Origin of the sequence: Novosphingobium kalidii (genome assembly GCF_040534015.1) — a bacterium.
GTDB classification, from domain to species: Bacteria; Pseudomonadota; Alphaproteobacteria; order Sphingomonadales; family Sphingomonadaceae; genus Novosphingobium; species Novosphingobium kalidii.
In genome coordinates this window covers 508,768-522,504 of the sequence record NZ_JBEWLY010000008.1, presented here as the reverse complement: position 1 = coordinate 522,504, position 13,737 = coordinate 508,768, and the positions used below count along the sequence as shown (strand labels likewise).

The following is a 13,737-nucleotide window of genomic DNA, read 5'->3' as shown; positions in this document are numbered from 1 at the left end:
GGCGTTGCGCCGGCTGAGCCCGTGCGCGTGCCGGCAACAGGCTCGCTCGCGCGGCGCATGATGCTGATCGCGGCGGGGTGGATATCGATTCTGCTGCTGGGCGGCGGCGTTGCGCTCGACCGGATGCTGACCAGCCAAGTCATAAACAACTTCGACGAGCAGCTCGGTTACATGCTGACCGGCATGATCGGGTCTGCCGAAATCGGAGTTGATGGCGAGGTCTTTTTCAACCGGCCTCTCGGCGACCAGCGCTTTCTCGAGCCCAATAGCGGGCTCTACTGGCAAATTCGCGGGCCGGGACACGAGGATTTTCCATCCCGCTCGCTGTGGGACCGGACACTTGAGGTGCATGCTGAGCACTTCGACTCGCAAGTTCACGTCTACGACAGCGCTCAGTTCCCTGGCGAGCCATTGCGTGTAATGGAACGCTCGATCATCCTGCCGGGCAGCAATACGCAGTGGATGTTCACCGTTGCCGCAAGCCGCGACGCCGTGGACGAGCAGATCAAGTCGATCCGTTCCATCCTCGTCTACAGCTTCTTGGGCTTGGGCCTGGGGCTGCTTGCGATGGCCGGCCTGCAGACGTGGTACGGGCTGTTTCCCTTGCGTCATGTGCGAAAGGCCATTCGTCGGTTGCGCACCACCGGTGCCGCGAGGATGACGGAGCCGCTGCCGCAGGAAGTGCAGCCGCTCGTCGAGGAACTGAATGCGCTGCTGGAGCACACCGATCGCCAGGCGCAGGAGGCGCGCACGCACGCCGGCAATCTCGCCCACGCGCTCAAGACGCCGCTGACAGTGGTGATGAACGCCGCCACGGCGCGCGCGCCGGATCTGGCGGATACTGTCATACGGGAGGCCGCCGTCATGCGGCGGCAAGTGGATCATCACCTGGCGCGGGCGCGGGCAGTAGGCCGCCGTGCGGCGGGTCTCTCCCGCGCGGACGTATGGCCCAGCCTCGAAGCAGTGCTACGGGCGGTGGAGCGGCTTTACGGGGCTGCCCGTTTCGACCTTGCCGGCAATCACGACGTGCAAGTTGCCTTGGAAAAGCAGGATTTGGAAGAGATCCTCGGCAACCTGATCGAGAACGCGGCAAAGTACGGGGGCGGCAGCGTTTTCGTCAGCGTCGATGAGGGCGAGGACCCCCGCTGGTGTGAAATCTGGGTCGAGGACGACGGCATGGGAATACCGCTTGCCGAGCGCACGCGCATTTTCGACCGGGGCGCGCGGCTCGATACCGGCAAGCCTGGTACCGGGCTCGGGCTCGCGATCGTTCGGGACGTTGTGGAGATCTACGGCGGAACCGTGGAACTCGATGAGAGCGAAGATCTTGGCGGTCTGCTCGTCCGGCTGCGGCTGCCGCGCGCGATCGGCTAACTTCCGCTCTTCGCCTTCGCCCGCTCGTGATGGCGGATCACCTCGTCGATGATGAACCGCAGGAACTTTTCTCCGAAGTCGGGATCGAGCTGCGCGTCTTCCGCCAGCTTTCGGAGGCGGGCGATCTGGCGCTCCTCGCGGCCGGGGTCTGACGCCGGCAAGCTGGTCTGCGCCTTGTAGGCGCCGACGGCCTGGGTGATCCGGAAGCGCTCCGCCAGGATATGTATCAGTGCCGCGTCGATGTTATCGATGCTTGCACGGTATCCGGCCAGAACAGGGTCGGAGGCGTTTTCGGCATTATCGCCGGGGCGGGTGAGGGGCTCGCTCATGTGCGCAGCCGCTAGCATGGTCGCAAGGGCAGCGCCACTCACGGCTTTGCGCTTGCCTTCGCGCGCTCATGCCCCCATGGCCCATCCCAATGAGCGCCGATGTCGTACCCCTGCGCCCGCGCGGAGCCGAGCCCTCGCTGTCCCCCATTCTTGCGCTGACCGCGCAAGGGATGAACAGCGTCAACACCGTAATCCTGGACAGGATGCAAAGCGAGGTGCCGCTGATCCCGGCTCTTGCGGGGCACCTGATTTCGGGCGGAGGCAAGCGGCTGCGGCCGATGCTTACCGTCGCCGGAGCCGAGTTGTGCGGCTACCAGGGCAACCGCCACCACAAACTCGCCGCCGCGGTTGAGTTCATCCACACCGCCACCTTGTTGCACGACGATGTTGTGGATGGTTCCGATCTGAGGCGCGGCAAAGCGGCCGCCAACATTGTTTTCGGCAACCCCGCAACAGTGCTTGTCGGTGACTTCCTGTTCACCCGCGCATTCGAGCTGATGGTCGAGGACGGCAGCCTCAAGGTGCTGAAGATCCTCTCCAGGGCTTCTTCGATCATTGCCGAGGGCGAGGTCGACCAGCTCGTAGCGCAGCGTCACATCGAGACGAGCGAGGAGCGCTACCTCTCCATCATCGGCTCCAAGACAGCGGCGCTGTTTGCCGCGGCCACGCGGATCGCGGCGGTCGTGGCCGAGAGAAGCGAGGCCGAGGAGCTTGCGCTGGATGCCTACGGCCGCAACCTGGGCATCGCTTTCCAGCTCGTCGACGATGCGATCGACTACGATTCGGAAGCGGAAGAGAGCGGCAAGGGTAAGGGCGACGACTTCCGGGAAGGCAAGATGACGCTTCCGGTCATCCTCGCCTATGCGCGTGGCTCGGCCGAGGAGCGCAAGTTCTGGCAAGATGCGATTGCCGGCTTCCGCACGGACGACGAGGATCTAGCCCACGCCGTGACGCTCATCAATCGGCACGACTGCGTTGAGGCCACACGCGAACGCGCCCGCCACTACGTGCAGCGTGCCATTGACGCGATAGCGGTATTTCCGCCAAGCGCTGCGCGAGAGGCAATGGCGGAAGCCGCGCTGTTCGCAGTCGCGCGTCGCTACTGACACATGAAAAGGGGAGCGGTCGCCCGCTCCCCGCTTGCTTCCAGCCCTGAAGCTGGCGCGCGCTTACTCCTCGATTTCTTCGTCCTCGTCGACTTCCAGCGCTTCTTCCTCGTCGCTGTTGAGCGCTTCTTCGATTGCTTCGGCAATGAGATCGAGCGCGTCGTAGTCGGCGATGAATTGCGTCGTCTCGCCGTCCTTGTCCTCGATCTTGATGAGGTAGTCCTCGCCCTTCCGGACGATGTTGAACAGTCCCAGTTCCCGTGCGGCCATGTCTCGTACTCCGTTCTCGATGCGGTTCGGGAGCGCAAACCGCAGGCCGGGGAATTGGTTGCAGGCGTTCTCATATGAGAGCGATAAATGCCCGGCAGCGTTGCGGTGGTTCGGGGAGGAGATAGCGCCGGGTCGTCCTGTGCGCTAACAGTCCGGCCGTGAGTGCGCTTCCCATCCACGCTGTTCTGCCCGATCTGCTGGCCGCTCTGGACGAGCCCGGCGCGGCCGTGCTGATCGCGCCACCCGGAGCCGGCAAGACCACGGCGGTGGCGCCTGCGCTGCTGGAGCGCGCCTGGTGCGAGGGCACCGTCATCCTGCTCTCGCCTCGCCGGGTGGCTGCCCGAGCCGCAGCGGAGCGCATGGCAGAGGCGCTGGGGGAGAAGACCGGTGAGACGATCGGCTACCTGACGCGCCTCGATTCCCGCCGCTCCGCGAAGACGCGCGTGCTGGTGGTCACGGAAGCGATCTTTGTGGCGACGATCCTCGACGACCCGGAGCTTGCCGGCGTCAGCGCTGTCCTGTTCGACGAGGCGCACGAGCGGCATCTCGACAGTGATCTGGGCCTGGCCCTCGCAATCGAGTGCCGCGACGTCCTGCGCCCCGATCTGCGCTTGCTGGTCATGTCCGCGACGATCGACGGCGCCCGGTTCGCGAAGCTTCTGGGCGGCTCTCCGGTGATCGAGAGTGAGGGCAGGGCGCACCCGCTGACGATCCGCTGGCTGGGTGCCGCGCCCGAGAAGCGCACCGAGGACGCGACGGCATCTGCGATCTCGACCGCATGGCGCGAGGAGACAGGAGACATCCTCGCCTTCTTGCCGGGCGTCGCCGAGATCAGCCGGGTCGAGGCGCTGCTGCGCGAGCGTCTGCCGGCTGCGCTTGTCCTGCCGCTGCATGGGCAATGCGAGCCACAGGCGCAGCGTGCGGCGATTCGTCGCGATGCCGAAGGGCGCCGTCGTATCGTGCTGGCGACGTCGATCGCGGAGACATCGCTGACGCTCGAAGGCGTGTCTGTCGTGGTCGATGCAGGGCTCGCGCGGCGTGCCGAGTTCGACCGCGCTGCCGGGGTGACGCGCCTTGCCACCCACCGGGCAAGCCGCGCAGCGGCTGCCCAGCGCGCGGGACGTGCGGCGCGGCAAGGCCCGGGCGTGGCCTATCGATTGTGGGAGGAAGCCGCCCATCCCGGCCGCCCCGAGTTCGAGCCGCCGGAAATCGAAACCTCCGATCTCGCGCCGCTGACTCTGGCGCTAGAGCAATGGGGCAGCGGCGATCCGGCCAACCTCGCCTGGCTCGATCCGCCGCCGGCGCCGTCGCTCGCAGCGGCGCGATCCAAGCTGGAAGCGCTAGGGGCGCTGAACCCTCGCGCGGATGGCGAGAGCTGGCAGATCACGGTGCTGGGCAAGGCCATCGCCAGCCTTCCCATGGACCCGTCGCAAGCGGCGATGGTGCTCCACGGCGCAGCTCTCGGAGAGGGGCAGATGGCGGCGCGGCTCGCCTTGCTGCTGCAGGAAAGGGGGCTTGGCGGGCGCGGGGAGGATCTGGCGAACCGCCTCGGGCGGTGGGACTCCGATAGGTCTGCGCGCGCCGATGCGTCGCGTAAGCTGGCGGCGAGCTGGGCCAGGCGCGCACAGAAGCTCGTCGACACAGCCGAGGATCTTGCCCTTGCGCAACCCGTTGGCGGAAGCGACGGCGTGCCTCTCGGCATCCTGCTTGCGCTCGGCTACCCCGACATGGTGGCGCGCCGGAGGGACGCGAAAGGCGAGGCATGGCTTTCAGCTGGCGGGCGCGGCTACGTGCTCGATCCCGCTTCGCCGCTCGCATCCAGCGAGTGGATCGTCATCGGCGATGCACAAGGGCAGGCGCGGGGCGCCCGCATCCTCTCCGGCGCGGTGCTTGCAAGCGCGGATCTGGAGCGCTGGCTGGCTTACCGCATAGAGCGACGGTCGGTTCTACGCTGGAACGAGGATGAGAGCCGCGTCGAAGCACGGCTGGAGCGGCGGCTGGGCGCGATCACCTTGGCGAGCGGTCCTGACCCTGCGCCGCAGCCAGAGGAGATCCGTGCCTTCCTGCTGGAGCGTATCAGCGCCAAGGGTCTGGCCATCGTGCCGCTCGGCAAGGCTGCTCATGCCTTCCTCAAGCGCGCGCGGTTTGCCGGTGTCGGGGCGTTGGAGGAGGCCGCGTTACTTGCCGATCTCGACGAATGGCTGGGACCGCTGCTCGGACGCAAGCTCGATGGCATCGAGCCTGGAGCGCTTCACGATGCTCTGCGCGGGCGACTCACCTGGGACGATCAGCAACGCATGGAGCGGCTTGCGCCTGCGGAGTTCACCAGCCCGGCGGGCACGCGCCACGCGATCGACTATGAGGATGAGGGTGGACCCTCCGTCGAAGTTCGGGTGCAGGCCCTGTTCGGGCTCGACGGCCATCCGACATTCGGCAGTCCGCCGCAGCCGCTGCTGCTCAAGCTTACGTCCCCTGCAGGCAGGCCCTTGCAGTCGACTCGCGATCTGCCGGGCTTCTGGCGCGGGTCGTGGCGAGACGTGCAGCGCGACATGAAGGGCCGCTACCCCCGGCACCGGTGGCCCGATGAACCCTGGCGCGAGGACCCCAGCCTGAAGACGCGCAACGCGTTCGAGGCATCGAAGCGCACTTGATTTCCGGCGCGATTCGGGGTCATGGCTAGTGCATGAGTGCACGCATCTATCAGCGCCCCAAGAACGCTATGCAATCGGGCAAAGCTCTGTTGGATCAGTGGATCCTTGAGTTCGTCCCAGCCGAGGCGAAACGGCCCGATCCGCTGATGGGCTGGTCCGGCTCTGGCGACATGCAGCAGCAGGTGAAGCTCAACTTCCCCACCAAGGATGAGGCCGTCGCCTATGCCGAGCGCTATGGCATCACCGCCATGGTGCATTCCACGCCGCCACGGCGCCTGAAGCTCCAGGCCTACGCGGACAACTTCCGCTAAGCGACTCTCCGTCCCGGCTTGCATTCGGTGCGCAACGCCGCCATATGCGCGGCCGGGAGTCGGGTGGACGTTTGCGTTCGCCAACTTGGTCAGGTCCGGAAGGAAGCAGCCACAACGGATAGCGACGGGTCGCTCGGCTCCTTTTTCCCTGACAATCACGGCCTCAGGCCTTACCCTCGGGCGATGAACGAATCCCGCGACATGTTCGGCGACACTCCTCCGTGGCAGCCGGATGAAGAGGCCGCGCCCGCCAGCCCCGCTGAGCTGGAGGCGGCAGGCCAATCCTCCATGTTTGGCGATCCCGCCCCCGTTGCCGCGCCGTCCCGCGTGGCCGAGGACGCAGCGCCCGCTGATCTGGCGCCGCCCGCGGTCGCCGCTACCCCGCCTGCCGCAGTCGCTTCTCCGAGCCCTGCGGCGCAGCCTTATCGCGTGCTTGCCCGCAAGTACCGGCCGCAGACTTTCGCGCAGTTGATCGGCCAGGAAGCTATGGTCCGCACGCTGGCCAACGCTATCAAGCGTGACCGGCTCGCGCATGCCTTCCTGATGACTGGCGTGCGTGGAGTGGGCAAAACTTCGACCGCGCGGCTGATCGCCAAGGCGCTCAACTGCATCGGCCCGGACGGGAAGGGCGGCCCGACCATCGACCCTTGCGGCACCTGCGAGCCATGTGTCGCGATCGCCGAGGGACGCCACATCGACGTCATTGAGATGGACGCGGCCAGCCACACCGGCGTGGACGATGTGCGCGAGATCATCGAGGCGGTCCGCTATGCCGCGGTGTCTGCGCGCTACAAAATCTACATCATCGACGAAGTCCACATGCTCTCCCGCAACGCCTTCAACGCCTTGCTGAAGACGCTGGAGGAGCCGCCGGCACATGTGAAGTTCCTCTTCGCGACGACGGAAGTCGACAAGCTGCCGGTCACCGTCCTGTCTCGCTGCCAGCGCTTCGATCTGCGCCGTATTCCGTCGCCGATGCTGGCGGAGCACTTCGCGCATGTCTGCGAAAGCGAGGGTGTCACGGCCGAGCAGGAGGCGCTGGGGATGGTGGCCGCCGCCGCTGAGGGCTCAGTGCGCGATGGCCTTTCGATTCTCGATCAGGCGATCGCGCACGCCGACCTGGATGGAGAGGGGCAGGTATGTGCCGCGCGCGTGCGCGACATGCTCGGTCTGGCTGACAAAAGTGCGCAGCGCAGCCTTCTCAAAGCCGTCCTTTCGGGAGACGGACCGGCGTTGCTGGAGGGCGTGGCCCAGCAGTTCGCGCTGGGCGTGGAGCCGATCGCGCTGATGCGTGGGATCATGAACCTGGTCCACCGCATCACCGTCGCACAAGTCAGCGGCAGTGCAGCCGACGCGCCGTCGAGCGAGGAACGCGAGGCGCTGGAGAAGTGGGCTGAGGCGTTGAGCGCCGGGCAACTCCATCGGCTGTGGCAGCTTCTGCTCAAGGGACACGAGGAAGTGAAATCCGCGCCCGATCCGCTGGTCGCGGCTCAGATGGCGCTGCTCCGGGTCATGCATGCGGCAGACTTGCCCGATCCCGGCATGCTGGCGCGCAAGCTGGAGGAAATTGCCGCGCGTCCAGCGGCGGCGCCGCTATCGGCCGAGCCCGGTCGTGCGCCGTCCGCACCCGTCAGTCTCCAGCCAGCGGTGGCATGGGACACGCTGGTGGAGCAAGTCGAGCACGCCGTCGGGCTCGGCATGGCGAGCACGATGCGGATGCAAGTGCGCGTGATCGAACTTTCTCATGGCTTGCTGCGCTACACGCAGCCGCCAGCGTTCAAGGAGGACATCGCGAGCCTCCTTCGCAATGCACTTGCCAAGACGACAGGCGAGGCGTGGCAAGTCGAGAAAACTGCCGGGGAGGGCGCGCCCACTCTGGTGGAGCGCGACGAGCAGAAGAAGAAGGCCGACGAGGAAGCCGTGCGCACCGCCCCCTTGGTGGCCGCCGCACTGGCCGCATTTCCCGGCGCAGAATTGATCGAGGAAGACCGCCAGCTCGCGACGGCCGGCGGAAACCGCAACTGGAGACGCTGAAATGAAGTCCATGGAAGAGATGATCAAGGCTGCGCAGGCCGCTGCCGAGACGATCCAGCAGCAGATGACGGAAACGCAAGGCAAGCTCGATTCCATCGAGGTTGAGGGTCTCTCGGGTGGCGGGCTGGTCAAGATCCGCTGCTCCGCGAAAGGCCGCGTACTCGGCGTGAACATCGATGATAGCCTGATGCAGCCCTCGGAGAAGCCGATCCTCGAAGACCTGATCGCCGCTGCCTACAACGATGCGCGCGTGAAGGCGGACAGCGTTGCAGGCGAGGAAATGGCCAAGGCGCAGCAGGGCATGGGACTGCCGCCCGGCTTCAAGATGCCGTTCTGACCGACCATCGCTATCTCCCCTCCCGGTGGAGGGGGATAACTTATACAATGCCCATCCAGGCATGCACAACATGACGGCGCCCGCCATTGCGCTGCATGGATCAGCGTCCCATATTCCGCAGGTAAACGCCGGATGCCACCGGCAGCGCGCGGATAATGCGCCCTAGTCATTGGATAGTCTCGTGAACCTGTTACCTCTGCTTCCGCTTCGCGACATCGTGGTCTTCCCTGGGATGGTCGTCCCGCTTTTCGTGGGCCGTGAGAAGTCCGTTGCTGCGCTTGAGGCCGCTATGGCCGGCGGCAAGGATATCTTCCTTCTCGCGCAGCTCGATCCTGGCTGCGACGATCCCGACCGCGATGACCTGTACGATACTGGCGTCATCGCCAATGTCCTGCAGCTTCTCAAGCTGCCGGATGGCACCGTTCGCGTGCTGGTCGAAGGCCAGGAGCGCGCCCGGCTGGAGAGCCTGCGCACGGAAACCACGGCCGAGGGCGATATGCTCGTCGCGCAAGTCGAGACGGTTGAGCCGGTCGGCGCATCGGGCACCGAAGTTGCGGCAATGATGCGGCAAGTCGTCGAGCAGTTCGGGGAGTATGCCAAGCTCAACAAGAAGCTCTCCACCGACGCCGGCGAGCAGCTCGGCGACATCGAGGATCCCGCGCGCCTGGCAGATACGGTCGCGGCACAGCTCGCGGCGAAAGTTTCCGACAAGCAGGCCGTGCTGTCCCAGCCCGATCCGCTCAAGCGGCTCGAGATGGTGTTCTCCTTTATGGAGGGCGAGCTCGGCGTGCTGCAGGTGGAGCGCAAGATCCGTGGCCGCGTGAAGCGGCAGATGGAGAAGACGCAGCGCGAGTACTACCTCAACGAACAGCTTAAGGCGATCCAATCCGAGCTGGGCGGGGGTGAGGGCGACGAGGCGAACGAAATCGCCGAGCTTGCCGAAAAGATCGAGAAGGCCAAGCTCTCCAAGGAAGCCAAGGAGAAGGCGACCGGCGAGCTCAAGAAGCTCAAGGGCATGCAGCCGATGAGCGCGGAAGCGACGGTCATCCGCAACTACCTCGATGTGCTGCTCGGTCTGCCCTGGGGCAAGAAGAGCAAGCTCAAGCGCGACATCTCCGAGGCGCAGGCGGTGCTCGACGAGGACCACTACGCGCTCGACAAGGTCAAGGACCGCATCATCGAGTATCTCGCGGTCCAGGCACGCACCAACAAGCTGAAGGGGCCGATCCTGTGCCTCGTCGGACCTCCTGGTGTGGGCAAGACCTCGCTCGGCAAGTCGATCGCCAAAGCGACCGGACGCGAGTTCATCCGCCAGTCACTGGGCGGCGTGCGCGACGAAGCCGAGATACGTGGCCACCGCCGCACGTACATCGGCTCGCTGCCGGGCAAGATCATCACGAACTTGCGCAAGGCGGGCAAGAGCAACCCGCTCTTCCTGCTGGATGAGATTGACAAGCTCGGCCAGGATTTCCGCGGCGATCCCGCTTCGGCGCTGCTTGAAGTGCTCGATCCCGAACAGAACGCCAAGTTCCAGGACCACTACCTGGAGCTGGACTACGATCTGTCCGACGTGATGTTCGTCTGCACCGCGAACTCGCTCAACCTGCCACAGGCGCTGCTCGACCGGATGGAGATCATCCGGCTTGAGGGTTATACCGAGGACGAGAAGCTCGAGATCGCCGAGCGTCACCTGATCGCCAAGCAGGTCGAGGCGCACGGGCTGCAGGAGGGCGAGTTCGTCCTGGAGCACGACGCGTTGCGCGACCTGATCCGGTACTACACCCGTGAAGCCGGTGTCCGTACGCTCGAACGCGAAATCGCGCGGCTGGCTCGCAAGTCTCTGCGCCAGATCCTGGAGGGCAAGGCAACGACGGTCACCATCACGCCGGAAAACCTCCACGAGTTCGCAGGCGTGCGCAAGTTCCGCCACGGCATCTCCGAGGAGGAGAACCAGGTCGGCGCAGTGACGGGTCTCGCGTGGACCGAAGTCGGCGGCGAACTCCTGACGATCGAGGCGGTGACGGTGCCCGGCAAGGGCCAGATCAAGGCGACCGGCAAGCTGGGCGAAGTGATGAGCGAGTCGATCCAGGCCGCCTTCAGCTTCGTGAAGGCCCGCTCACCCGCTTACGGGGTGAAGCCTTCGGTGTTCAACCGGAAGGATATTCACATCCACTTGCCCGAAGGCGCGGTGCCCAAGGATGGCCCAAGCGCGGGCATCGGCATGGTCACGTCGATCATCTCGACGCTGAGCGGTATTCCGGTGCGCAAGGACGTCGCCATGACCGGCGAAGTCACGCTGCGCGGCCGCGTGCTGCCGATCGGCGGGCTGAAGGAAAAGCTCCTGGCGGCCTTGCGTGGTGGCATCACGACGGTGCTGATCCCGGAGGAGAACCGAAAGGATCTGGCCGAGATCCCCGCCAACGTGAAGGAAGGGCTGGAGATTGTGCCCGTCAGCCACGTGGACGAGGTGCTTGCCAAGGCGCTCACCGCCCCGGTGGAAGCGATCGAGTGGACCGAGGCGGACGAACTCGCCGCAGCTCCGCCGCATGCGCCTGCTGCATCGAGCGCGGCTACTGCGCACTAAGAGAGGCGGGGCGCTCGCCCTTCCTGGGGCGTACGCCACTCTCTACTAGGCCAGGGTTGCAAGTTGCTGGGCGGGGCCGCCCGGGTCCCGCTCACTTGTAATCGTGCCCCATGACCGCTAACCCGCCCGCTTTAGCGGCGTGGTCGCGGGACTTTACGAAGAAGGATTGATTGATGGGTTACCGGGTAGCGGTCGTCGGAGCGACGGGCAACGTCGGTCGCGAGATGCTGAACATCCTTGCTGAGCGCGAGTTTCCTTGCGACGAGATCGCGGCGGTTGCTTCGTCGCGCTCGACCGGCACGGAGATCGAGTACGGCGACACCGGCAAGATGCTCAAGGTCAAGAACATCGAGCATTTCGACTTCACGGGCTGGGACATCGCGCTTTTCGCGGCCGGTTCGGAGCCGACGAAGATCTACGCGCCCAAGGCGGCATCGCAGGGCTGCGTCGTCATCGACAATTCGTCGCTGTATCGCATGGATCCCGACATTCCGCTGGTGGTGCCCGAGGTGAACCCTGAGGCGATCGACGGTTACAAGGCGCGCAACATCATCGCGAACCCGAACTGCTCGACGGCGCAGATGGTCGTCGCGCTCAAGCCGCTGCACGATGCCGCGACGATTAAGCGCGTGGTTGTCTCGACGTATCAGTCGACTTCGGGCGCCGGCAAGGCGGGCATGGACGAGTTGTTCACGCAGAGCCGTGCGATCTTCGTCGGTGACCAGGTCGAGGCGCAGAAGTTCACCAAGCAGATCGCGTTTAACGTGATCCCGCACATCGATGTCTTCCTGGACGACGGATTCACCAAGGAAGAGTGGAAGATGGTGGTCGAGACCAAGAAGATTCTTGACCCGAAGGTCAAGGTCGTCGCCACTTGCGTACGCGTGCCGGTCTTCGTGGGCCATGCGGAAGCAATCAACCTCGAATTCGAGAACGAGATCTCCGCCGAGCAGGCGCAGGATATACTGCGCGAAGCGCCGGGCATCATGCTCGTCGACAAGCGGGAAGACGGTGGATACGTCACCCCCGTTGAGTGCGTGGGCGATGGCGCGACTTACATCAGCCGCGTCCGCGAGGACCCGACCGTCGACAACGGCCTGGTCCTCTGGTGCGTGTCGGACAACCTGCGCAAGGGCGCGGCGCTGAATGCGGTGCAGATTGCCGAGCTGCTGGGGCGCCGTCACCTTAAGAAGGGCTGATCGGTTCAGCCACATCGATCGTTGCTGGCGCAAGAAAGCCCCCGATCCCTGCGGATCGGGGGCTTTCTGTTTGATGGGCCGGCAGCTTGGCGTCAAATGGACGCCGAATCCGTCAGGTGTGAATGGGCTTTCCAGTTACCGCCATGGCAGCTTCCTTGATGGCCTCGGAGTGCGTGGGGTGGGCGTGGCAGGTGTATGCGATGTCCTCGCTTGTCGCGCCGAACTCCATGGCCTGCGCGGCTTGAGCGATCATGGTGCCCGCAACTGACGCGATACACCATACGCCAAGCACGCGGTCGGTCTCGGCGTCCGCGATCACCTTCACGAAGCCATCCGGCTCGTGATTGGTCTTGGCGCGCGAGTTGGCCAGCATCGGGAACTTGCCGACCTTTACGGCGCCGCGCTCCTTGGCGGCTTCCTCGGTGAGGCCGACACCGGCGAACTCCGGCATGGTATAAACGACGCCAGGAATGATGTCGTGATTCACGATGCCCGTCATCCCCGCGATGTTCTCAGCCACGGCAATGCCTTCATCCTCGGCCTTGTGCGCGAGCATGGGGCCGGGAATCACGTCGCCGATTGCCCAGACGCCACCGACAGAGGTGGCGAAGTCGTGATCGGTTTCGATCTGACCACGCTGGTTGGTCGAGAGCCCGATCTTCTCCAGGCCCAGACTATCAGTGTTTGGGCGGCGACCGATGGAGACGAGCACAACGTCCGCTTCCAGATTCTCCGCGTCGCCGCCTGCAGCCGGCTCGACAGTGACAGTCGCTTTCTTGCCCTTGACCGTTACGCCGGTCACTTTGGTGCCCAGCTTCAGGACCATGCCCTGCTTCTTGAAGATCTTGGCAGCTTCCTTGCGGACGTCACCATCCATCCCGGGAAGGAGTTGGTCGAGGTATTCGACTACTGTCACCTCCGCGCCCAGGCGGCGCCAGACAGAGCCAAGCTCCAGCCCGATTACCCCGCCGCCGATGACGACCATCTTCTTGGGAACTTCCGGAAGCTCCAGCGCGCCTGTGCTATCGACCACGATGCCTTTGGCATTGTCGATCTCGACGCCGGGCAGGGGAGTGACGGTCGAGCCGGTCGCGATCACCACGTTCTTGGCGGAGACGGTCTTATCGCCAACCTTGACGGTATGGGCGTCCTCAAAAGTGGCATAGCCCTTGAGCCACTCCACTTTGTTCTTCTTGAACAGGAACTCGATACCGCCCGTTAGACCCTTCACCGCGTCGCGCCGTTGTGCGTGCATGGTACCGAGGTCCAGTTCCGGCGTCACTTTGATGCCCATGGCTGCCATTGCGCCGTTCGCGGCCGCGTCGAAGTACTCCGACGCGTGCAGCATCGCTTTCGAGGGGATGCAGCCGACATTGAGGCAAGTGCCGCCAAGCGTCTCGCGCCCTTCCGCGCAGGCCGTCTTCAGCCCCAGCTGAGCCGCACGGATCGCGGCAACATAGCCGCCGGGGCCAGCACCGATGACAAGGACGTCGTAGTCGTATTCAGCCATGGATGGCTCCAGCTTCTTCTCTTAGCAGGGAG

11 protein-coding genes and 1 other RNA gene are annotated in these 13,737 nt (G+C 65.1%); 9 read left to right on the top strand and 3 right to left on the bottom strand.

Annotation, left to right across the window (positions count from 1 at the left end; translation table 11 throughout):
• Positions 1-57 precede the first annotated feature (57 nt).
• On the top strand, positions 58-1,374 hold the full coding sequence (locus ABVV53_RS05630; RefSeq protein WP_353983449.1) for a sensor histidine kinase: 1,317 nt from the start codon (positions 58-60) through the stop codon (positions 1,372-1,374).
• On the opposite strand, the gene ABVV53_RS05625 is transcribed toward ABVV53_RS05630, so the two are convergent.
• On the bottom strand, positions 1,371-1,703 hold the full coding sequence (locus tag ABVV53_RS05625) for a chorismate mutase (RefSeq protein WP_353983392.1): 333 nt from the start codon (positions 1,701-1,703) through the stop codon (positions 1,371-1,373). The two genes, ABVV53_RS05630 and ABVV53_RS05625, sit on opposite strands and share 4 nt — an antisense overlap.
• A gap of 89 nt (positions 1,704-1,792) precedes the next feature.
• Here ABVV53_RS05625 and ABVV53_RS05620 point away from each other — a divergent pair, with 89 nt between their 5' ends.
• Positions 1,793-2,809 (top strand): polyprenyl synthetase family protein, encoded by a 1,017-nt coding sequence (locus tag ABVV53_RS05620; protein WP_353983391.1) that lies wholly within the window; start codon positions 1,793-1,795, stop codon positions 2,807-2,809.
• A gap of 63 nt (positions 2,810-2,872) precedes the next feature.
• Here ABVV53_RS05620 and ABVV53_RS05615 read toward each other — a convergent pair whose 3' ends face one another.
• On the bottom strand, positions 2,873-3,079 hold the full coding sequence (locus ABVV53_RS05615; protein ID WP_353983390.1) for a hypothetical protein: 207 nt from the start codon (positions 3,077-3,079) through the stop codon (positions 2,873-2,875).
• Between the two features lie 158 nt (positions 3,080-3,237).
• Between ABVV53_RS05615 and hrpB the strand changes: the two genes are divergently transcribed.
• From hrpB to ABVV53_RS05580, 7 genes are all read left to right on the top strand, one after another.
• Positions 3,238-5,730 carry an ATP-dependent helicase HrpB gene (gene hrpB / locus ABVV53_RS05610; RefSeq protein WP_353983389.1) on the top strand — a complete coding sequence of 831 codons (2,493 nt, stop codon included), beginning with the start codon at positions 3,238-3,240 and terminating at the stop codon, positions 5,728-5,730.
• Positions 5,731-5,762: 32 nt separating this feature from the next.
• Positions 5,763-6,041 carry an ETC complex I subunit gene (locus ABVV53_RS05605; protein WP_353983388.1) on the top strand — a complete coding sequence of 93 codons (279 nt, stop codon included), beginning with the start codon at positions 5,763-5,765 and terminating at the stop codon, positions 6,039-6,041.
• Between the two features lie 52 nt (positions 6,042-6,093).
• Positions 6,094-6,188: signal recognition particle sRNA small type (gene ffs, locus ABVV53_RS05600), an RNA gene on the top strand.
• Positions 6,189-6,224: 36 nt separating this feature from the next.
• Positions 6,225-8,075 carry a DNA polymerase III subunit gamma/tau gene (locus ABVV53_RS05595; protein WP_353983387.1) on the top strand — a complete coding sequence of 617 codons (1,851 nt, stop codon included), beginning with the start codon at positions 6,225-6,227 and terminating at the stop codon, positions 8,073-8,075.
• Between the two features lies 1 nt (position 8,076).
• Complete coding sequence (locus tag ABVV53_RS05590; RefSeq protein ID WP_353983386.1) at positions 8,077-8,412, top strand: YbaB/EbfC family nucleoid-associated protein; 336 nt, start codon at positions 8,077-8,079, stop codon at positions 8,410-8,412.
• 181 nt (positions 8,413-8,593) lie between these two features.
• The gene (gene lon, locus ABVV53_RS05585) at positions 8,594-10,996 is read left to right on the top strand and encodes an endopeptidase La (protein WP_353983385.1); all 2,403 of its coding nucleotides are present in this window, start codon (positions 8,594-8,596) and stop codon (positions 10,994-10,996) included.
• Positions 10,997-11,169: 173 nt separating this feature from the next.
• Positions 11,170-12,195 carry an aspartate-semialdehyde dehydrogenase gene (locus ABVV53_RS05580; protein WP_353983384.1) on the top strand — a complete coding sequence of 342 codons (1,026 nt, stop codon included), beginning with the start codon at positions 11,170-11,172 and terminating at the stop codon, positions 12,193-12,195.
• A gap of 112 nt (positions 12,196-12,307) precedes the next feature.
• On the opposite strand, the gene lpdA is transcribed toward ABVV53_RS05580, so the two are convergent.
• Positions 12,308-13,705 carry a dihydrolipoyl dehydrogenase gene (gene lpdA / locus ABVV53_RS05575; protein WP_353983383.1) on the bottom strand — a complete coding sequence of 466 codons (1,398 nt, stop codon included), beginning with the start codon at positions 13,703-13,705 and terminating at the stop codon, positions 12,308-12,310.
• Between the last annotated feature and the right edge of the window lie 32 nt (positions 13,706-13,737).